Below are 20,618 nucleotides of genomic sequence, written 5' to 3' on the forward strand. Positions count from 1 at the left end.
TAGACATCTCCAGAAATTAAAGGTGCATCATCCAAAAAACCTTGTAGAGACGTTATATATAACGTCTCTACAAGGTTTTTTGGAGATGTCTAATGTGCTTCTAACCAAGTTGACAAATCATCCAAACTATTAAAATCCAACAACGCCTCACTTAAATCTTCCAACACAGATAACGGTAAATTAGAAATACGTTCTCTGAGTTTTGGGGATAACTCTCCAAAGCGGCGTGACAAAAGACGGAGAACTAAATTAACAGCTTCCTGCTGTCTTCCTTCAAGTTGTCCTTCTTCTTTAGCTTCCCGATAAACTCTACTTTCTTCTAATCGCATTCCTAGCATTGCTTCTACCTCCCGACGACTTAAATTTGTAAATTTGTAAACCATGATTGTAGCGATCGTATTTATTATGGCGCGACTTGCCTCTGGTTCGCTAACTTCTTGTTGAGTGCGTGCTAATAAATACCTTGCTTCCTCTGGTGCTTGTTCTTCTTCGACAATTGTTAATACCATTAAAGCTATTCCTAATGGTAACTGTCGAATCTCACCTAATTCATTCAAGTAAACTCGATGCACTTGTTCCGAGTTTAGCAATGCTTGGTAAGGATGAATTTCACTTTGTTCGATACTGCGTTTCGGATAAATCAATACCGCTTGCCAATTATCATAACGCTCTCGATTCCGGTAGAAATACAAAAATATTTCCGCGAATAAACGTTCATATAACCGTTCGTCTTTCTGAAATTGGACTTCGCAAAAGTAGATGATTTTTGTATTTTCCGTTTCAGGTGGCAGAAACACGCCATCAATCTCAAATTTTGGTTCTTTGACTGCTACTGAGTCGAAGCGGTATTCGCTGGCGTTTGCTGGAGGCGTTGGCAATAAGTCGAATAATAGAGTTGGTGATTGCTGGAAAAGTTTGTAAAATATTGAGTCTCGACGCATGGATTCAGGAATAGTTAATTTTTCAATGTAGAATCATGAATTGACTCTACTAGATATAGTGTTTTTCGGCAATTTTTGAGCCAAAAATGTCATCTTAGAGGCTAATCTCTGTAAATTATTATTGCAGGTGTGAGTTATGAAACTTATTTTTCTATTACCCGCAACTTTACTTCTCTCTGGTACAGTGGGCACAGTTGTCCAATCTTTGCCATTATCGCCGCAAATTTTGGCGCAAAGGACTAGAACTGATTCTCCGACAATGCAAAACGAACAACAGCAACCAACTGGTGGTTTATTTGTTCAATCTAAGGACGGAAAACCACAAGTTTTTCCTCTCAAACATACGGAAGTGAAGGCAAAAGTTAGCGGTAATTTGTCGCGAGTTGAGGTGACTCAGACTTTTGAAAATCCTTTTTCTGATCCTTTGGAAGCGATTTATGTGTTTCCATTACCGGATGAAGCGGCGGTGGATGATATGGAAATTAAGATTGGCGATCGCATTATCAAAGGTAACATTAAAAAACGCGAAGAAGCAAAGGAAATTTACGATCGCGCCCGCAGAGAAGGACGTACTGCTGGATTATTAGAACAAGAAAGAGATAATATCTTTACCCAATCTCTTGCTAATATCAAACCTGGAGAAAAAATTGATGTCACAATTCGTTATACCGATAGTCTAAAATTTACAGGCGGCAACTACGAATTTGTGTTTCCAATGGTAGTCGGACCCAGATATATTCCCGGTAATCAGATCCCCCCTTCGCCCCCCTTACCAAGGGGGGATGGAAGAGTGTCGCCCCCCTTAGTAAGAGGGGATGGGGGGATCGATACTGACAGAGTTCCTGACGCTTCCCGCATTACTCCACCCGTTTTGCGCCCGGGTACTCGTTCCGGTCATGATATTAATGTTACGGTGGAAATAGATGCGGGAGTGCCAATTTCTGAGGTTAATTCAACTTCTCATAAAATCACTACTTCCCGGCAAAGTAATGTTGTAAAAGTACAATTAGCTAATGAGGATACCATTCCCAACAAAGACTTAATTTTGCGTTATCGCATTGCTGGAAATAATACTCAAGCAACAGTTTTAACTCAATCTGATGAAAAAGGCGGTCACTTTGCAGTTTATTTAATTCCCGCTTTAAAATATCGCAGTAACGAAATTGTGCCTAAAGATGTTGTATTTTTAATGGATACTTCTGGTTCCCAAGCAGGGGAACCTTTGGCAAAATCAAAAGAGTTAATGCGCCGCTTTATTAATGGTTTAAATCCTAACGATACTTTCACAATTATCGATTTTGCTAACACCACCCAACAATTATCACCTACACCATTAGCGAATACTCCAGAAAATCGTAGTAAAGCAATGGCATACATCGATGCTTTAGATGCCAGAGGCGGTACAGAATTACTTAACGGGATTCGCGCTGTCCTGAATTTTCCCCCTGCGCCATCAGGAAGATTGCGAAGTGTTGTACTTTTAACTGATGGTTATATTGGTAATGAAAATGAAGTAATTGCCGAAGTACAAAGAAATTTAAAACCGGGAAATCGTCTTTATGGTTTTGGCGTTGGTAGTTCCGTAAATCGGTTTTTAATTAATCGCTTGGCAGAAGTGGGAAGAGGTAATTCTCAAGTGATTCGGCAAGATGAACCGACTCAAGAAGTTGCGGAAAAGTTTTTCCGTCAAATTAATAATCCAGTACTGACAAATATTCAAGTTAGTTGGCAAGGTAGCGGGGAAACTGCTGTTATTTACCCGTTAGCTGCACCGGATTTGTTTGCTAATCAACCGTTAGTTTTGTTTGGGAAAAAGCGAGATAAAGTTAATGGTAATTTGCGGATTGTTGGGGTTGCTGCTGGTGGGAAACGCTATGAAAAAACCTTGCCAGTTAATTTTAATAGTACGGGAAATTTGGCGATCGCACAACTGTGGGCCCGCGCCAGAATTAAGGATTTGATGAATCAAATGTTTGGCGGCGAAACTAAATCTGGTGTGGATGCAGTGACGGAAACTGCTTTAAGTTATCGCTTGTTGTCGCAATACACCGCTTTTGTCGCCGTCAGCGAAGAAGTGCGCGTTAATCCCGATGGGACTCGTCAGCGGGTAGAAGTTCCGGTAGAATTGCCCCAAGGTGTCAGTTACGAGGGAATTTTTGGTCGAGAAGAAGGCGTTTCTCCTAGTAGTAACTTGCCTTTAGCTGCATCTCCTCGTCGTCAGTCTAGTGCATTCACTGGAAATGATCGTGTTACTACTCGCTTGCGAGGTGAGACAACTTTCTCTGCACCACCACCTCCGCCACCACCTCCGCCAGTTCGCGGACTTGATGGCAATGTTACACAAAACAGTTCGCGGATTGAGGTGATTAGTGCTGATGGATTGGATGCCAGTGCGATCGCATCCATTACACAAAAGTTGCCAAATGTCAATATTCCTAACAATATTAGTGGCGAAATTGTCTTAGAATTATCGCTACAAAATGGACGGGTGAGGCGAATAATTTTGGATGATAAAGCTTCGACGGTGAAAGAGCAAAAAGTGATTGATGGGATTAGGCGATCGCTTTTAACTTGGCAACCTCCACCATCTATTAATAATACCATTCGTCTGCGTTTGCGAATTCGCAGTTAGGAAATTTCCCAAATTCAAAGGTGGGCATTGCCCACCCTACTAAAAATTGACGATCTTTACTGATAAAATCCCGTCTGTACCTCACTGTTAAAAGACTTATTTGCTTATCAGCCTAAACTGATTCTTCTTTTTCTACCGCACCTAATGCCTTCAATGTTGCTTTTTGAGCATCAGTTAAACCTGTAACACCTGTAATCTTCATACCTTCATACGGTCGAGGTGTTTTCAAGATTTTGAGGCAGTCTCCCGTTTTGACATCCCATATCTTAATTGTTTCATCTTCACTGCCACTAGCAAGCAGTGTACCATTACGACTAAAAGCAACTGACAATACCCAGTGTTTATGTCCCTTCAAATCTTTAATTTCTTTACCATTAGGTATATCCCATAGTTTTACTACTTTATCTTCGCTGCCACTGGCTATAATTTGACCGTCAGGGCTAAAGTTAAGTGACCTTACTCGACTTTTATGCCCCTTGAAAGTTTTAATACATTCACCTGTACCAACATCCCATAGCTTCACTGTTTCGTCATCACTGCCACTGGCTACACTATTACCTTTAGGACTGAAGGCAACTGACCGTACTCGATTTTTATGCCCCTCAAAAGTTTGAATACATTCACCTGTGTAAACATCCCATAATTTTGCCGTTTCATCAGCACTACCACTTACTAAGGTTTGACCATCAGGACTGAAAGCAACTGACCAGACCCAATTGCTATGTCCCTGCATAATTTTCAAGCATTCACCCGTGTAGATATCCCATAATCTTATTGTTAGATCGTCACTAGCACTAGCCACAATTTTACCATCAGGACTGAAAGCAACTGACCAGACCCAATTACTATGTCCCTGCATAATTTTGAGGCATTCACCATTGCGAATATCCCATAATCTTACTGTTCGATCGTCACTAGCACTAGCCACAATTTTACCGTCAGGACTAAAGGCAACTGACCTTACCCAATTGCTATGACCATGCAAAGTTTTGAGGCATTTACCCGTGTCAATATCCCACAATTTAACTGTTCGATCGTCACCACCACTGATTAAGGTTTTAGCTTCAGGACTGAAGGTAACTGACCAAACTCGACTTGTATAACCCTTCAAAGTTCTGAGGCATTCTCCTTTGCTGACATCCCACAACATTAATGTTTGATCTTCACTACCACTAGCCAATATCTTACCGTCAGGACTGAATGCAACTGACCTGATCCGGCTTGTATGTCCGTGCAATGTTTGAAGGCATTTATATGTGCAAACATCCCATATATTTACAGTTTGGTCATCACTGCCACTAGCCAATATTTTACCATCAGGACTGAAGGCAACTGACCAAACTCGACTGGTATGTTTTTCCAAAGTTGTAATACATTTACCAGTTTCAACATCCCACAACTTTACTTTTTGGTTGTTACTGCCACTAGCCAATATCTTACCATCAGGACTGAAGGCAACTGACCTTACCCAATTGCTTGGCTCCTCTAAGGTTTTAAAGCATTCACCTGTCCGAAAATTCCACAGCTTTATCGTTTGGTCATCACTACCACTAACTAAAGTTTTACCATCAGGACTAAAGGCAACTGACCAGATAGAATCTGTATGTCCCTTTAAGGTTTTCAGGCATTCACCCGTGTTAATATCCCATAATCTCACCGTTTTATCTTCACTTCCACTAGCCAATATTTTCCCATCTAGACGGTATTTAACTGACCTGACGCGCTCTTGATGACCAATAAAAGTTTTGACACATTGACCAGTATTAACATTCCACACTTTCACAGTTTTGTCTTCGCTGCCACTAGCTAAGTATAAGTTTTGATCATCAGGGCTGAAGTCAACTGACCTTACCCAATTGGTGTGTCCCCTAAAAGTCCTTATTTGTTTCCCATCTGGCACTTGCCATAATCTGATATAATGATCCGCATCAGCCGTAGCTAAAAGCTTTTCTTTCCGATGGAATACGACTGATGAAATACTACCTAAACATTCGGTAAAAACGCAATTCTTAAGTTCAGAATTAGCTAAATTTACCCCATGTAAATTAATTCCTTGTAGATAAGCTTGATAAACATTTAATGAAGAGAAGTCATAGTTAGTTAAGTCAGCTTTTATCTGAGAAAGCAAATTAATAATATTTCCGGCTGCATAGCCAGAAATATTATTAATTTTGCGTAGTTTATCTAATATTTTTTTTAGTTCTTTTTCAAGCCATAACTTTCCACCATATTCTACAAGCAGCCTATCAGCAACTTCTTTAAGTATGAGGCGAATTTGGATGTCTCTGATATAGTCTTTGGCAGTTGCTTTAATTAAAGCATGGCTATTAAATAGTTCAATTTTATCAATCTTAATCTGTTGCCAAACGTTTTCTACCAATTGGTCAGTCATATATTCCATGACCACAGGTTGCAACGTGAAACGGGAGGAAACACTTTCAATCACAGAACGCTGCACTAAAGATTTTAGTGCTGTTATAAGTTGGGAACGTAAAACGGGCGGCATAATTTGGTCTTGCAATTCCTGTGTATCAACTGGCTCACGTTCAATAGCCAACCAATACATAATTCCTTGTTCTAAATTAGACAATCGCTTGAACTGCTCGTCTAATAAAACGCTAATTCCAGCAAATGCAATTGATTCTTGTGCTAAAAATGCGTCAAGATCGCCCTCATATAACTCTTGAATGGTGTTTGCAACTATTTTTAGTGCTAATGGATTACCACCACAGCGATTTATCAGGTCTTTCCATTGCTCAGATGAGCTAGATATAGAGAAGCCTTTAGCTTCTAAAATAGATAAACCCTCTTTATCTTGCAACCCCTTCAACTGTAATGAACGAATTGGTAGCGTTGCGCCTTCTAATACAGCTAACTCTCTAGGCTTCTCCCGGCTTGTCAGCACTAAGCAACTTTGATGGGATGATTCTCCTAGCCTTCTGATTAACTCACCATAACCCTCATATCCTTCTCGATAGTAACCAACACGATCGCCCTCTAACAAAATCGACTCAGCGTTATCCAATACCACCAAACACCGATGCTGGCGTAAATACTCGATTAGCTGCGAAATTTGACTATCTACTCTTTCCGGCAAATCAGTTTCTTCCTGCTTGGACAAGAATCGAATCAACACGGCTAGAATTTCTTGTACAGGTGGCGCGTTACGAAGACTTCGCCAGATGACAAATTCAAACTTGGCTTGAATCTCTTGTGCCAGTTTTACTGATAGGGCAGTTTTACCGATTCCCCCCATCCCCAAAAGTGCTATCAGCCGACATCTATCATCGATAATCCATTTTGTTAACTTGGTAAGTTCCTCATTGCGTCCAAAAAAGACCGAAACATCAGGTGCTTCTCCCCAATCTGGCTGGGAGTGGGAGGCTACTGGCTCAACCAAAATTGTTGGCCTGTCAAGTTTCGCGACATCTGGCCAATATAGCCCCAATTTTTCACAAATTTCAACAAAGTTGAAATAGTCAATAGGTTGACCATTGAGGAACTTGGTTACAGTAGCGCGTGCCATTCCCAAGTCGGTAGCTAAAGTACTTTGACTGGGAAAGCCACTCCGCTTGACAGCCAATTTAACTGTTTCGATATACTCTGGGGCAACTTTGAGCGATCTCGACATAGCTTCTCATAGGAACGCTACTAATATCATAGCTATGTTTTGAGATCGCAAGTCATTCAGAAGTCAGCCACAAGTTAGTCGCAAGTTAGTCACATCTCGATCGGAAACTCAGTCATCTTTATAGGTAAACTATAAAAATGGGTTAAAAAGTGCAAACTCAAACCCTTAACAAAAACTATTTAATCAAAATATTCTTCAAAATGGTCAAAATTATTGAAAAACCCCAAGAGCTAAAAATAGAGGAAATTGGAAAAAAGTACCCTAAGCAATGGGTAACGGTAGACATTACCGAAAAAGATAACTATGGTTTCCCTGAAAAAGGAAAAGTATTGATACAGGGAAGTTCGATCGATTTAATGGTAGACAAAATTAAATCCCTTAAAGGCGATCTTTACACCTTCTACACTGGTAGTATTGATGACAAGGCTGAGTGAGGTAAACTCAGATTCCACATACTACCCAGATAACGATGAGTGTAATTTTAGTCAGGAAAAGCTTTGTCGGAGATGAAACTTTCGACAAACTTAAGTTGTGGGTAATACCTGTCATCATAAAGGTTGAGGAAAGAGCGCATACGTTTAGCTTACTTCTGGATACGGGAGCGCAGCGAACAGTAATAATCCCTGCGGTAAAGGAAATTCTAGATATAGAAGTATCTCAACAATCTGTAAAAGGAATTGGTGTAACGGGTGATTATAGATATTCCACAGGAAAAGTCAACCTAGAAATAGGTTCAATACCCTTGCTTGATGTAAATGTGTTAGTCGGCAGTTTACCGGGTTTGTATAGCAAATATCAGATTTTTGGTATATTGGGAGCCGATGTACTTCAGTTGCTTTCCATAAAGATTAATTACCCTGAAAAGTTACTGAAGCTCGAACGTCCTATTGTCTCTTCTTAAATTTGAGGATTACCCAATGTCTGCAACTTCTGAACCAGAAAAAAAGCTAAAAATAGTATCTTTGCAACCAAAGGTAGTTTTTGTTCAAAAAAGCGAACAACAATTAGAATCAACAGAGTCAGTAGAGGAAGAAGTTATTCTGGCTCCTTTTATATTAGATGGAGAACAAGTCATAGAAGACTTAAGTGAACTTGTTGATAAAGTTTATGAGGAGTTTTCGCAAGCTTGTGAAAAGCGCAATTTAAAGTGGGAAGCAGAGCTTGAACTAGGGATGCAATTTGGTGTAAAGTTTACAGCTAAACTAAAAATAGTTCCTAAATCTTAAAATTAGTTTTATAACTAGCAACTTGAGTTAATTACTGACTTTAATCCTGGGGAAAATACGATTCAATTAATGAGGTATGTGGAAATTCCCACACACCTCATTAATGATTATTTGATTACCAGTAAAGCAATAGCCTTTTCAGTCAGTCTTTCTCAAAATCGATCAACTTTGGCAAATTTTTTCTCAGCTTGAGCGCGTGCTGCTTCTCCACAAGTGCGAGGCGTGGGGAAAATTTTCCCAGGATTCGCTAAATCTTTGGGATTAAAAACTTGTCTCACCCATTGCATAGTTTCCAAATCTATTTCCGTAAACATTTCTGGCATATAGCATTTTTTATCTGCACCAATGCCATGTTCACCGGAAAGACTACCTCCCACTTTTACGCAAAGTTTGAGAATATCACCGCCTAATTCTTCGACTTTTTCTAATGCTCCCGGCACTGAATTATCATAAAGAACTAATGGATGTAAGTTGCCATCTCCAGCATGAAATACATTAGCAATTCGATAGCCATATTTATCACTTAATGCTTCAATTTCGCGGAGAATGTAAGGCAATTGGGTGCGGGGAATTACGCCATCTTGCACATAATAATCAGGACTCATGTGCCCTGCTGCGGCGAATGCTGCTTTACGTCCTTTCCAGAATTTTAATCTTGTTTCTGGATCGTTTGCGGTGGTAGTGCTGCGTGCGCCATTCTTTTGACAAATTTCGGCGATGCGTTTTTTATTAGTAGCAACTTCTACTTCTAATCCATCGATTTCTACTAACAAAATAGCCGCAGCATCGCGAGGATAGCATCCAGTAGCGACTACATCTTCTACAGCATTAATGCTCAAGTTATCCATGATTTCCATACCAGCAGGAATAATTCCGGCGCTGATAATATCAGAGACAGTTGCACCGCAGGCTTCTATACTAGTAAAATCTGCCAAAAGCACACAAATTGATTCGGCTGTTTTGAGAATTCTTAAAGTAATTTCTGTGGCAATACCAAGAGTACCTTCAGAACCAACAAATAAGCCTGTTAAATCATAACCAGGCATCTCTGGAACTAAACTTCCGGTATCAACAATTGAACCGTCGGGAAGGACAAGTTTTAACCCTAAAACATGATTGGTTGTGACTCCATATTTTAAACAATGAACACCTCCTGAATTTTCGGCAACATTGCCACCAATGGAGCAAATAATTTGGCTTGAAGGGTCGGGTGCGTAATAAAATCCTGCGCCGCTAACTGCTTGAGTTACCCAGTTATTAATTACTCCTGGTTGCACGACAACTCGCTGATTTTCTAAGTCTATTTCTAAGATTTTATTCATTAAGGCGGTAACAATTAGGACGCAATTTTCGCTCGGTAATGCACCGCCTGAAAGTCCGGTTCCTGCACCTCTTGCTACCCAAGTAATTTGGTTTTGATCGCATATTTTTACTAATGCTGCTACTTGTTCGGTGGTGCGTGGTAACACTACTATAGCTGGTCTTTGGCGATAGCTGGTAAGTCCATCACATTCATAAGTTAGCAGTTCTTCTCGACGCTGCACTACGTTTTTTTCGCCGACAATGGCGGCAAATTGTTTGATAATTGGTTGCCAATTTATTTGGGATTTTTCTTGGGTAATCATCTGGATTAAAGTAGGGGTGGATGGATTAGGTGCTAACTAGTCTTAAGATTATTGTGCAAAATTTCTGGCAAAAAGGAAAGTATGACAATTGATTTAACGTCCTAATCTTCTTCGTAGGCGTTTGCGTTTGGTAATTGCTTCTTGATTGGCAGGCCAAATTTGGATAGCTTTATTATAAGCTTCGATCGCTTCCTCGAATTTCTGCTTTTTCTCTAAAATCAGTCCCCGACGATACCAAGCTTCGTCATAATCTGGTTTGATTTGTGTGGCTTTATCTAAAGATGCGATCGCTTCATCATCATTATTCAACTGTGCTAAAATTACCCCCCGCTGATACCAAGCTTCCGCATAATCTGATTTAATTTGGATGGCTTTGTCTAAAGATGCGATCGCTTCATCAGATCTTTTCAATTCTCCCAAAATGTAGCCTCTTTTTTGCCAAGCCTCTGCCAATTGGGAATTAATTTCTAAAGCTTTATCTAAGGAAATAAGTGCTTCTTCATTTTGCTTTAATTTGCTTAGTGTTGAGCCATGCTCTATCCAAGCTTCTTCATAATTTATGTCAATCTCTACAGCTTTATTTAATGCTACCAAGGCTTTTTTCGGCTGGTTTATTTGATTCAAAACCACACCTAATTTATACCAGGCTTCGCGATAATCTGGTTTGATTTCTGTGGCTTTACTTAGAGAAATATAAGCTTCTTGGTATTTCTTCTCTTTGATTTGGATTTCTCCTAGCTTATCCCAAGCTTCTGCATAATTAGGTTGAATTTCAATCGCTTTAATTAAAGACTCTTGTGCCAGTTCGTGGCGATTTAATTTTTCTAATGCTAAACCTCTTTCATACCAAGCTAGAGAATATTCCGATTTAATTTTCAAAGCTTCTTCATAAGATTTTTGTGCTTCTTCATATTTCTGTAATTGACTCAATGCTTGACCCCGCCTTACCCAAGCTTCAGGATATTTTCTGTCAATTTCCAAGGCTTTATCTAAACTAGTAATTGCCTCTTCATAATGCTGTAATTCTATTAAAGTCTTTCCTTGTTTTAGGAATTCTACAGCTTCATTTTTTGGGGAAATTAATGGAGGTGTAACCAATGTTTCTGGTGGAGGATTTTCTGAGTCTTTAGTTTCCCAAGAATTCCAGAGTTTGACAACCCCAAAAATTAATCCTAATGTCAACAAAATAATCAACAAATAAGAGGATTTCTTGAAATAAGTATGTTGAGTTTCTCCTGACATTAATATTTGCGTGGGAGAAGCTGTGTAGTTATTTAATTTCTCTAAATCGAAAAGTACTTCTTTAACTGATTGATAGCGGTCTCTAAAATGCGATCGCACCATTTTTTCTAAAATTACTGCTAATTCCTTACTGATTGATGCCTGTTCGCGCCAAATCATCTCCCCAGTTTCTACATCTTCTTCAAATTCTTCAGGCGATAGGTTAGTTAATAATTGAATTGCCGTTACTCCTACAGCATAAATATCACTATTAAATCTGGGTTTCCCTTTTAATTGTTCGCTTGGCATATACCCAGATGAACCAATTAATATAGTGCCTGTCATTTGTTCTCCAGAATGCAATACCAAACTTCTGATTTCCTTAACTGCGCCAAAGTCAATTAACACTACTTTGCCATCTTTCTGTCTTCTAATTAAATTTGAAGGCTTAATATCTCGATGAATTACATCTTGCTCATGTACAAAAGCTAAAGTTCGTAAAACATCTTGCAAAAAACCAATTAATTGAGATTCATTCAACGTTTTACCCGTAAGTAATTCTTGACCTAAATCTTCTCCTTCAATATATTCCTGAACTAAATAAAATTCTTGGTTTTCCTCAAAATGTGCATAAAGTTGGGGAATTTGCTCGTGTTTTCCCAAGCGGTAAAGTACCTGTGCTTCTGTATCGAATAAGCGCCTAACTGTCTGTAAAATCGAGGGATCTGAATCATTTGATTTTAGCTGTTTAACAACACACAGCGGTTGACCAGGGAGATCGAGATCTTGGGCCACAAATGTTGTTGAAAACCCCCCACTTCCTAACTGGCGAATAATTTGGTAGCGTCCACGCAGCGTTTTTCCAAGCATTAGGTTACAGTCATCTACCAGCACTGTTACTGCATTCTTACCCTGATTTTGACACATAGCGATACGATCTTCAGCCTCACTCTCTCAAAGGATAGTTTTTTTTGGTGGCAGTGAGGTAAGACTTGTCTATGAAAATACCTCTGGCTGAAGATTCGCGCTTAATTACAATTTTTTTGTCTAAGCAAGAATTGAGCAGCAAAGAAATTTCTTCCTGCCTACAGTTGAGCAATTTTTGAACTTAACTATATGGAACAATATTAATGCTAGTGCTTGCTTGTCTAATTTCATTACATAACACTGATTCCCAGAATATTAAAATCACTTGATTATACAGCATTTTCTGCTAAGGAAAATTCTATTTCATCATGTTTTGCTTGAAGATTACATCTTTCCATGCTGTAAACAAAAACCCCACCAGTTTCAATTTTATAAATCCAACCGTAGATGCTCAATTCGCCTTTGTGAAGTTTGGAATGGATCGCTGGGTAGGTGCGTAAATTTTCTATTTGAGTGAAAACATTCTCCTCAATTGTAGCATCCAAAAGTTCCTTACCTTCGTAGTTCTGATAATTTTCTTTGATCAACCTGCGAGTAGCTTCTGCGTGTTTCAACCAATCATAAACTAACGGCATTTCTTCAGCTAGTTTGCCTATTTGCAGTAACCCTTTCATTGCTCCACAATTAGAGTGACCACAGACAATAATTTGTTTAACTCCTAAAGCTACTACAGCATATTCTATTGCTGCTCCTTCCCCACCATTAGCGGCACCGTAAGGGGGAATAATGTTACCTGCGTTCCTAATAATAAATAGTTCACCTGGCTCAGTTTGGGTGAGCAAATTTGGATCGATGCGGGAGTCAGAACAGGTAATAAATAAGGCTCTTGGATGCTGTTCTTCTGAGAGCTTCTCAAATAATTCTCGATGGCTGGTAAAGTAGTTGGATTGGAATTCTCGTAATCCTCTAATTAGTTTTCGCATTAGTCAATTTGGGGTTTTTGTTGCTAACTGTTTATGAGCTTTTAATATACCTAATATTAGCTTTTGGGAAAAGTGTTTTGTTGTACAACTTGAGCAGAAAATTCTTCTAATGCTCGCACACAAACTTGGTCATCAAAAAGGAGATGATGATTAGTTTTAATTTTCTGGGCTACCTCCTGCCGCCACTGATTATTCAAACCTAGTTTAACAGCAATTTCGATGTATTCTGCTTCGTTTTTGCCGATCGTTTCTGTAACTCCGATCATTTTTAAAAAGCTATCAGCATGACGACCCCGCATAAATTCACCAGGCTGGGTGACAATCGGTAAATTGCACGCGATCGCTTCCAAAGAAGTATTTCCCCCCGACCAACCTATAGTGTCTAAAAAAACATCCGAAAGTAAATTTATCATTAAATAATCTGGTCGAGTCGGAATATTAAGAAATAGACAATAATCTTCATAATGTAAATTTAATTGAGCAAAAGCACGTTCCAGCCGTTTTTTCAGTAATTCACCTCGCAGGAAAATGAACTTAGCTTGCGGGATGCTACGAGCAATTTCTGCGAAAATATAATCATGTTGCGGCAAATATTTAAAAGGTGCTTGGCAACACAAGTATAATACATCATTATCCGATAATCCAAAATCCGCTCTGGTTTTTGTCAATTCTGGAATATCTCTAGGTTTTGGGTAGGATACGCCAATATTTGGTAACAAAATTAGATTTTCAGAATAATGATCTTGAGCATTTTCTGGTTCCATCAATTGGCTAGATAAAAAGTAGTCAATTGTTGGTATTCCCGAAGTAACTGGATGTCCCCAAGCTGTACATTGCACAGGCGCTAAACGCAAGCCAGCCATAGTAACTGTTTGCGAGTCCATGCCAATTTCGGGAAACACCAAAATCTGTAATTTATCAGCTATTACTTGTTGACAAACTGCTGTAAAATCACCAGGAATATGATGAAATTTATCGCTGAAATCATAAAATTGCTTAGTGATATAATCAGGATCATTACCTGTATAGTAACAGTAAATTTCTAACTTTTCTTTGTCGCCATGTTTCAACCAACCAGTTAACCACAAAGTCCCACTATAAGAATGTAGATAATGGGAAACATAACCAACTCTAATTTTCCCGTTTTCTTTCAATGGTGGCATGGCTAAAGGTTGCACCCACTGAGGATAATTTGCGGCTACAATTCGATGAATTAAATTTCCCCATTGTTGCTGCAAGTCTAAAACATTTAATCCTTGATGACCTAAATAAAAGGTAGTAATACAAATTAAACCTTTCCCAGCGTTCTGTTTATCTTCTGTAGTTTCTAAGGTAGTTTCTTGAATTAAACTTTCTAGTCCTTGAGCAAACCTTTGCCGATAATAATTAATTTCATCTTCGGTATCGTAGACTAAAGGTAACATTAATTTACTAAGAATTTTGAAAGTATAATTTTCAGGAAAAAGCCGAGTAGCGGCTTCTGCACAAGCAACTGCTTCTTCAGTTTTTCCGGTGGTTTGCAAATATGTAATTAGAGTAAAATGTAGTTGATCTGCTGTAGGATAAAGGCGAATTCCTTCTTCTAAGGTATGAATAACTTCTGCTGGGCGATCGAGACTTTTATAACATTCACTAATAGCCAAATAAACCGTTGCGTCTCTAGTTCTAGTTGCTAAAAATTGTTGATATTTAGCGATCGCTTCTTCATACCTTCCCTCTTGGTAAAGCTTGTTAGCAGTTTCTCGAATATAAGCCGGACTATTTTGCAGATTTACAGCTATTTCTAAATTATATAAAATATCAGGGTTTTGGGGATTTAACTTTAACGCCGTTTGATATACATCAATAGCCGAGTCAATTTGATTTTGTTGGATTAAGAGATTTCCTAGATTAATATAACTGCCAAAATGCTGAGTATTAGTAGCTATTGCTTGCCGAAAAACCGCTGACGCTTCGGAAATTTTTCCGGTTTGAAAGAGGAGATTCCCTAAGTTATTGTAAGCATCAGTTAGGGTGGGATTAATGGCGATCGCATTTTCGTAAGCTGATATTGCTTCCGGTAAATTACCTGTTGGTTCCAAACAACAACCAAGTACATAATATGCTTGAGCATTTACCGCATCAATTTCTAATGATTTATAAATAGCTTCTTGCGCTTGCGGGTAATTTTCTGTTTGATAGTAAAGTATACCCAAGTTTAACCAAGCTTCAGCACGATCGCTATTTCCTGTTAAATATTCTCTATACTTTGACTCAGCTGCGGTAAATTGCTGTTGCTGATGTAAGGTTAAGGCTTCTTGATAAATGCTATCCACGATATTCACTCTTTACTTTAGCTATTTAGTAGTAATTTTACCAAATTATTATGCCTAAAAATTCGGATAAGTAAAAAGTAAAAGTTTTAAACCGCTCCAGGCGCAGAGAACACAGAGAAAGAATGCGATCGCAAACTAACCCATTCATCAACTAAACTAAAGAGAAAGACAGCAACACCAAGGGTATAAACCAATGGGTGAACAAGCTTTAACAACTGATTATTACGAACCTGATGTCAGTAATTTAGTCACAGAAAACGATACGCCTGTGGATAACCTCTTTTCGGAAAAAGAACAACGGTTGCTTACCAGTTCTCTCTATAGTTCTTGGCAAGGAAGAACTTTTTTATCATCATCCAATGTTGGCATTTTTCATAGTACCGATGCGCCGCCAATTGTCCCTGATGTCTTTGTTAGTTTGAATGTCCAACCACCGGAAAACTGGTGGGAAAAAAGAAACCGCAGTTACTTTGTTTGGAAGTTTGGAAAACCACCAGAACTTGTAATTGAAATTGTATCTAACCGAGAAGGAGAAGAACTAGGTGAGAAACTAAATATTTATGCTCAAATCCGTGTGAGTTACTATATTGTACATGACCCAATTCGGCAGTTAAGTGATTCGCCTTTGCGTGTTTTTGAATTGCGGGGAATGCGTTATTTTGAAATTTCGGAAAATTGGTTAGAACAAGTTGATTTAGGTGTAACTTTGTGGGAAGGAGAATTTGAAGGTAGCCGGGATACTTGGTTGCGTTGGTGCGATCGACAAGGTAACATTCTTCCTACTGGCGATGAACGTAATTGGCAAGCTGAACAACGCGCCACCGAAGCTGAACATAGAGCTTCGGAAGCGGAACGACGTGCCCAACTACTAGCAGAACAACTGCGAAATTTAGGGATTAATCCTGATACCATTAGTTAAAACATTGTCAGTTAGATCCCCCCTAACCCCCCTTAATAAGGGGGGAACAAAAATTCAAAGTCCCCCTTACTAAGGGGGATTTAGGGGGATCAAAACGCTTAATCTCACAGTTATTTAACTTAACTCAAAGTCCCCCTTACTAAGGGGGATTTAGGGGGATCTACAATACTGAAGCTCACAGTTATTTAACTTGATTCAAAGTCCCCCTTACTAAGGGGGATTTAGGGGGATCTACAATACTGAAGCTCACAGTTATTTAACTTGATCAAAGTCCCCCTTACTAAGGGGGATTTAGGGGGATCAAAACGCTTAATCTCACAGTTATTTAACTTTAACGAACTCCTGTATTCGCCGCCAAACCTTTTCTAATAAATCAGGATCGTCAGCATTAAACCATTCAATCTCAGCATAACCCCTAAACCAAGTGCGCTGACGTTTCGCAAATTGTCGCGTATGCAAAACCGTTAATTCTTTCGCTTCTTCCAAGCTAATTCCCCCAGCTAAATATTGCTTAATTTCCGCATATCCCAAAGTATTCAGCAAAGGCAAATCAACACCATATTTTTCACACAAACTTTCTACCTCAGTTACCAAACCATCAGCAATCATTTTTTCAGTACGTCGCGCAATCCTTTTTTGCAAATCTTCTGGATTACAATCTAAACCAATCTGCAAAATTGGATAACTTGGCGGGTTTTCTCCTTGTTGTTGGGAAATTGGTTTGCCAGTGACGTAAAATACTTCTAATGCTCTTAAAGTTCGCACTAAATCATTAGCGTGAATTTTTTGGGCAGCCCCAGGATCAACTTGTTGCAAAAAAGCGTAAAGTTGAATTTGTCCGAGATTTTCTAATTGCGATCGCAAATCCAATTGTGGCGCAACACGGGGAATTTTCAAACCCTGCACCACAGAACGAATGTATAAACCCGTACCACCAACTAACAAAGGCACACTTCCTGCTTCCTGCTGTTCACTAATTAATGCTTGAGCTTGTTCCTGATAATCCGCCACCGTTAATGTCAACCATGGTTGACAAAAATCTATTAAATAATGTCGGACTAACTTTTGCTCAAACAAAGAAGGTTTTGCTGTACCAATATCAAATTCGCGGTACACTTGACGAGAGTCTGCACTTAGAATTGCTGAATTCAGCCGTTGCGCCAAAGCCAAAGCTAGCCCGGATTTCCCCGTCGCCGTTGCGCCACAAATAGTAATTAAAGCTGGTTGGTAGTCACTCATTCGATTTGAGATTTGAGATTTAATTGTTGTGAAACCCTTCCTCAAGAGCATTCATTTAAAGGAGTCAATCCCCTAAATAAATTTTTCATCAGTTTGGGCTACGGTCGCCAGTAAGCCTTTTGTGCTAGAATTTTGGAGTGTTTTTTCCCTTTTGGGTCAGTAGACGGCTCAAAGCCATTATTGGAGAAATCCTGATTATGACAAGCAGTTACAGCGCCGAGCAGATTCAAGTTCTGGAAGGACTGGAACCGGTACGCAAAAGACCGGGAATGTACATTGGGTCAACGGGGCCAAGGGGACTCCATCATTTAGTTTACGAGGTAGTAGACAACTCGATCGATGAGGCGCTGGCTGGCTATTGCACTCATATTGAAATCGACCTGAACGCCGATGGTTCAGTGACAGTGACAGACGACGGGCGGGGTATCCCTACAGATATCCATCCTCGCACAGGCAAGTCAGCATTAGAAACGGTTTTAACAGTTCTCCACGCTGGAGGCAAATTTGGCGGCGGCGGTTACAAAGTTTCCGGGGGACTACACGGCGTTGGGGTTTCCGTAGTTAACGCTTTATCCGAGTATTTAGAAGTTACAGTATGGCGAGAAAAGAAAGTACATAAACAACGCTTTGAACGTGGTGTTCCTGTCACCGAATTGCAGGCTGAACCAATTAAAGAAAATCGCACTGGAACTTCAGTAACATTCAGTCCCGACCAGCAAATTTTCACCTCTGGCATAGAGTTTGATTATACAACTTTATCCGCCCGCTTACGCGAATTAGCTTACCTAAATGCTGGAGTAAAAATTACCTTTACTGATAACCGTTTAGAATTCCTGAAAAGCGGTGTTCCTAAAGTAGAAAGCTACGAATACAAAGGTGGAATTCGTGAATATGTTGCATACATGAACCGCGAAAAACAACCCTTGCATGAAGAGATTATTTTCGTGCAGGGAGAGCGGAATAATGTGCAATTAGAAATAGCATTACAATGGTGTACTGATGCTTACTCAGATAATCTTTTAGGCTTTGCGAATAACATCCGCACCATTGACGGTGGGACACATTTAGAAGGTTTGAAAGCGGTGTTGACGCGGACGATGAATGCGATCGCCAGAAAACGCAATAAACTAAAAGAAGCTGATGCCAACCTCGCCGGAGAAAACATTCGCGAAGGTTTAACCGCAGTCATTTCCGTAAAAGTACCAGACCCCGAATTTGAAGGACAAACCAAAACCAAATTAGGCAACCCAGAAGTCCGGGGAATAGTTGAAGGTTTAGTCGGCGAAGCATTAACCGAGTATTTAGAATTTCGTCCCCCCGTTGCTGATGCAATTTTAGAAAAAGCAATTCAAGCCTTTAAAGCCGCCGAAGCTGCAAGACGTGCCCGTGATTTAGTCCGCCGCAAATCAGTTTTAGAATCCTCACCTTTACCCGGTAAATTAGCAGATTGTAGCTCAAGAGATCCCGCCGAATCTGAAATTTATATTGTAGAAGGTGACTCTGCGGGCGGAAGTGCAAAGCAAGGAAGAGATAGACGTAATCAAGCCATCCTACCTTTGCGCGGAAAAATCCTCAACATTGAGAAAACCGACGATGCCAAAATCTACAAAAATACGGAAATTCAAGCATTAATTACTGCTTTAGGTTTAGGCGTTAAAGGTGAAGAATTCGACTCTTCCCAATTGCGTTATCACCGCATTGTAATTATGACTGATGCTGACGTAGATGGGGCCCATATCCGCACGCTATTGCTAACATTTTTCTACCGCTATCAACGGGCATTAATTGAACAAGGGTATATCTATATTGCTTGTCCTCCATTGTACAAAGTTGAGCGCGGAAAGAATCATGATTACTGTTATAGCGATCGCGAATTGCAAGAATTAATTCGCGCCTTTCCTAGCAACGCTAAATACACAATTCAGCGGTTCAAAGGTTTAGGTGAAATGATGCCCGAACAACTCTGGAACACTACAATGAATCCAGAAACTCGGACTTTGAAACAGGTGGAAATTGAAGATGCAGCGGAAGCCGATCGCATTTTTACTATTTTAATGGGCGATCGTGTTGCACCCAGACGCGAATTCATTGAAACCTACGGGCCAAAATTGAACCTGACTGATTTGGATATTTAGATCCCCCCTAACCCCCCAAAACACAAGGGGGGAACCGGATTCAAATTTATCCTTAACAAGGGGGGAACCGGATTGATTCAAATTTACCCTTAACAAAGGGGAAAAAGATTCAAATAGATTCAAAGTCCCCCTTATTAAGGGGGATTTAGGGGGATCAAGCGATGATTCTTTCAAATTCTGTTAATGCTTCTACTGTGCCTACTTGCCAAGAACGTTCTACAATTTGGGGAATTATTTGAGTTAGGGGAATAGAGGGAAAATCAGGGCTAGTTTCTGAAGCAATATACTGTCCATTTGTCAATAAATAAATTGTTAATTTGCTATTAGCATAAACCCATAATTCGGGAACTGCGATCGCTTCATAAGCATCAAGAGTAGTTTTAGAAGTAACATCGGATTCGATCGCTAAATCAGGTGGAGGATCGTCAGGTTGGAGTCGGCGGCGATTAATCATTTTTTGGTAATTCTGGATATAAAAACAAGCATCTGGTTCGACTCCAGCGACATTTTCTTTCTTAAAAGTTGTGGAACCAAAAGGTTCATATTTTCTACCTAACTTTCTCAGCAAAATTTTTACCATATCCGAAATTAATTCTTTTGGTTTCTCATGTTCAGGTAGAGGAACCATTATTTCTAACCAACCATTGCTGTAAGCAATACGAGAAGAACGCTTTTCTCCCATTTCCTGTAAAATGGCTTCAAACTCCTGCCAATTCACATTCGGAATAGTGACTACACTACCGGGAGATAGCTGAATTTGGTTAACAGGTTTAACAATAGAAATTCCAAGAGTCATGGGATTTTAGATTGAACCGATAATGCTTTGTAGGGGCGAAGCATTCGGGCGACAATTTATCTACTCAAACCCTAGATTTCATGTCCGA

At 39.6% G+C, this 20,618-nt stretch carries 14 protein-coding genes; 6 read left to right on the forward strand and 8 right to left on the reverse strand.

Going from position 1 to position 20,618, the window contains the following annotated elements; genetic code table 11:
* Nucleotides 1-89 precede the first annotated feature (89 nt).
* Entirely contained in the window at nt 90-941 is an 852-nt protein-coding gene (locus ACE1CC_RS23960; protein WP_413272955.1) for an Rpn family recombination-promoting nuclease/putative transposase, read from the reverse strand.
* A gap of 136 nt (nt 942-1,077) precedes the next feature.
* Here ACE1CC_RS23960 and ACE1CC_RS23965 point away from each other — a divergent pair, with 136 nt between their 5' ends.
* A complete protein-coding gene (locus tag ACE1CC_RS23965) occupies nt 1,078-3,573 on the forward strand; it encodes a VIT domain-containing protein (RefSeq protein ID WP_413272956.1) in 2,496 nt (831 codons plus the stop codon).
* A gap of 112 nt (nt 3,574-3,685) precedes the next feature.
* Here ACE1CC_RS23965 and ACE1CC_RS23970 read toward each other — a convergent pair whose 3' ends face one another.
* Complete coding sequence (locus tag ACE1CC_RS23970) at nt 3,686-7,204, reverse strand: WD40 domain-containing protein (protein WP_413272957.1); 3,519 nt, start codon at nt 7,202-7,204, stop codon at nt 3,686-3,688.
* Between the two features lie 149 nt (nt 7,205-7,353).
* On the opposite strand from ACE1CC_RS23970, the gene ACE1CC_RS23975 reads away from it, so the two are divergent.
* From ACE1CC_RS23975 to ACE1CC_RS23985, 3 genes are read left to right on the forward strand one after another with little or no spacing between them, the layout of a single operon-like run.
* On the forward strand, nt 7,354-7,638 hold the full coding sequence (locus tag ACE1CC_RS23975) for a hypothetical protein (RefSeq protein WP_413272958.1): 285 nt from the start codon (nt 7,354-7,356) through the stop codon (nt 7,636-7,638).
* A 35-nt stretch (nt 7,639-7,673) separates the two neighbouring features.
* Nucleotides 7,674-8,105, forward strand: a complete 432-nt coding sequence (locus ACE1CC_RS23980) for an aspartyl protease family protein (protein ID WP_413272959.1) — start codon at nt 7,674-7,676, stop codon at nt 8,103-8,105.
* Between the two features lie 16 nt (nt 8,106-8,121).
* A complete protein-coding gene (locus ACE1CC_RS23985; protein ID WP_413272960.1) occupies nt 8,122-8,430 on the forward strand; it encodes a hypothetical protein in 309 nt (102 codons plus the stop codon).
* A gap of 152 nt (nt 8,431-8,582) precedes the next feature.
* On the opposite strand, the gene glcD is transcribed toward ACE1CC_RS23985, so the two are convergent.
* From glcD to ACE1CC_RS24005, 4 genes are all read right to left on the reverse strand, one after another.
* Nucleotides 8,583-10,055 carry a glycolate oxidase subunit GlcD gene (gene glcD, locus ACE1CC_RS23990; protein WP_413272961.1) on the reverse strand — a complete coding sequence of 491 codons (1,473 nt, stop codon included), beginning with the start codon at nt 10,053-10,055 and terminating at the stop codon, nt 8,583-8,585.
* 93 nt (nt 10,056-10,148) lie between these two features.
* On the reverse strand, nt 10,149-12,203 hold the full coding sequence (locus ACE1CC_RS23995) for a tetratricopeptide repeat protein (RefSeq protein ID WP_413272962.1): 2,055 nt from the start codon (nt 12,201-12,203) through the stop codon (nt 10,149-10,151).
* A 269-nt stretch (nt 12,204-12,472) separates the two neighbouring features.
* On the reverse strand, nt 12,473-13,126 hold the full coding sequence (locus tag ACE1CC_RS24000; RefSeq protein WP_413272963.1) for a carbonic anhydrase: 654 nt from the start codon (nt 13,124-13,126) through the stop codon (nt 12,473-12,475).
* Nucleotides 13,127-13,182: 56 nt separating this feature from the next.
* Nucleotides 13,183-15,441: an O-linked N-acetylglucosamine transferase, SPINDLY family protein gene (locus ACE1CC_RS24005; protein WP_413272964.1), complete on the reverse strand. Its 2,259-nt coding sequence runs from the start codon at nt 15,439-15,441 to the stop codon at nt 13,183-13,185.
* A 193-nt stretch (nt 15,442-15,634) separates the two neighbouring features.
* Between ACE1CC_RS24005 and ACE1CC_RS24010 the strand changes: the two genes are divergently transcribed.
* The gene (locus tag ACE1CC_RS24010) at nt 15,635-16,360 is read left to right on the forward strand and encodes a Uma2 family endonuclease (RefSeq protein WP_413272965.1); all 726 of its coding nucleotides are present in this window, start codon (nt 15,635-15,637) and stop codon (nt 16,358-16,360) included.
* 321 nt (nt 16,361-16,681) lie between these two features.
* Here the strand turns inward: ACE1CC_RS24010 and miaA are convergent, their stop codons facing one another.
* The gene (miaA, locus tag ACE1CC_RS24015; protein WP_413272966.1) at nt 16,682-17,599 is read right to left on the reverse strand and encodes a tRNA (adenosine(37)-N6)-dimethylallyltransferase MiaA; all 918 of its coding nucleotides are present in this window, start codon (nt 17,597-17,599) and stop codon (nt 16,682-16,684) included.
* A gap of 197 nt (nt 17,600-17,796) precedes the next feature.
* Here miaA and gyrB point away from each other — a divergent pair, with 197 nt between their 5' ends.
* Complete coding sequence (gyrB, locus tag ACE1CC_RS24020) at nt 17,797-19,734, forward strand: DNA topoisomerase (ATP-hydrolyzing) subunit B (protein WP_413272967.1); 1,938 nt, start codon at nt 17,797-17,799, stop codon at nt 19,732-19,734.
* Between the two features lie 154 nt (nt 19,735-19,888).
* Here the strand turns inward: gyrB and ACE1CC_RS24025 are convergent, their stop codons facing one another.
* Nucleotides 19,889-20,530: a Uma2 family endonuclease gene (locus ACE1CC_RS24025; RefSeq protein WP_413272968.1), complete on the reverse strand. Its 642-nt coding sequence runs from the start codon at nt 20,528-20,530 to the stop codon at nt 19,889-19,891.
* Nucleotides 20,531-20,618 lie beyond the last annotated feature (88 nt).

The sequence above is a fragment of the Floridaenema aerugineum BLCC-F46 genome (assembly GCF_041929345.1).
GTDB classification, from domain to species: Bacteria; Cyanobacteriota; Cyanobacteriia; order Cyanobacteriales; family Aerosakkonemataceae; genus Floridanema; species Floridanema aerugineum.

What these genes read in the sequence shown, in the direction of transcription:
- ACE1CC_RS23960 (WP_413272955.1), bottom strand. Translation starts at nt 941, where the DNA reads ATGCGTCGAGACTCAATATTTTACAAACTTTTCCAGCAATCACCAACT.
- ACE1CC_RS24010 (WP_413272965.1), top strand. Translation starts at nt 15,635, where the DNA reads ATGGGTGAACAAGCTTTAACAACTGATTATTACGAACCTGATGTCAGT.
- miaA (WP_413272966.1), bottom strand. Translation starts at nt 17,599, where the DNA reads ATGAGTGACTACCAACCAGCTTTAATTACTATTTGTGGCGCAACGGCG.
- ACE1CC_RS24000 (WP_413272963.1), bottom strand. Translation starts at nt 13,126, where the DNA reads ATGCGAAAACTAATTAGAGGATTACGAGAATTCCAATCCAACTACTTT.
- ACE1CC_RS23970 (WP_413272957.1), bottom strand. Translation starts at nt 7,204, where the DNA reads ATGTCGAGATCGCTCAAAGTTGCCCCAGAGTATATCGAAACAGTTAAA.
- gyrB (WP_413272967.1), top strand. Translation starts at nt 17,797, where the DNA reads ATGACAAGCAGTTACAGCGCCGAGCAGATTCAAGTTCTGGAAGGACTG.
- ACE1CC_RS23965 (WP_413272956.1), top strand. Translation starts at nt 1,078, where the DNA reads ATGAAACTTATTTTTCTATTACCCGCAACTTTACTTCTCTCTGGTACA.
- glcD (WP_413272961.1), bottom strand. Translation starts at nt 10,055, where the DNA reads ATGATTACCCAAGAAAAATCCCAAATAAATTGGCAACCAATTATCAAA.
- ACE1CC_RS24025 (WP_413272968.1), bottom strand. Translation starts at nt 20,530, where the DNA reads ATGACTCTTGGAATTTCTATTGTTAAACCTGTTAACCAAATTCAGCTA.
- ACE1CC_RS23985 (WP_413272960.1), top strand. Translation starts at nt 8,122, where the DNA reads ATGTCTGCAACTTCTGAACCAGAAAAAAAGCTAAAAATAGTATCTTTG.
- ACE1CC_RS23995 (WP_413272962.1), bottom strand. Translation starts at nt 12,203, where the DNA reads ATGTGTCAAAATCAGGGTAAGAATGCAGTAACAGTGCTGGTAGATGAC.
- ACE1CC_RS23980 (WP_413272959.1), top strand. Translation starts at nt 7,674, where the DNA reads ATGAGTGTAATTTTAGTCAGGAAAAGCTTTGTCGGAGATGAAACTTTC.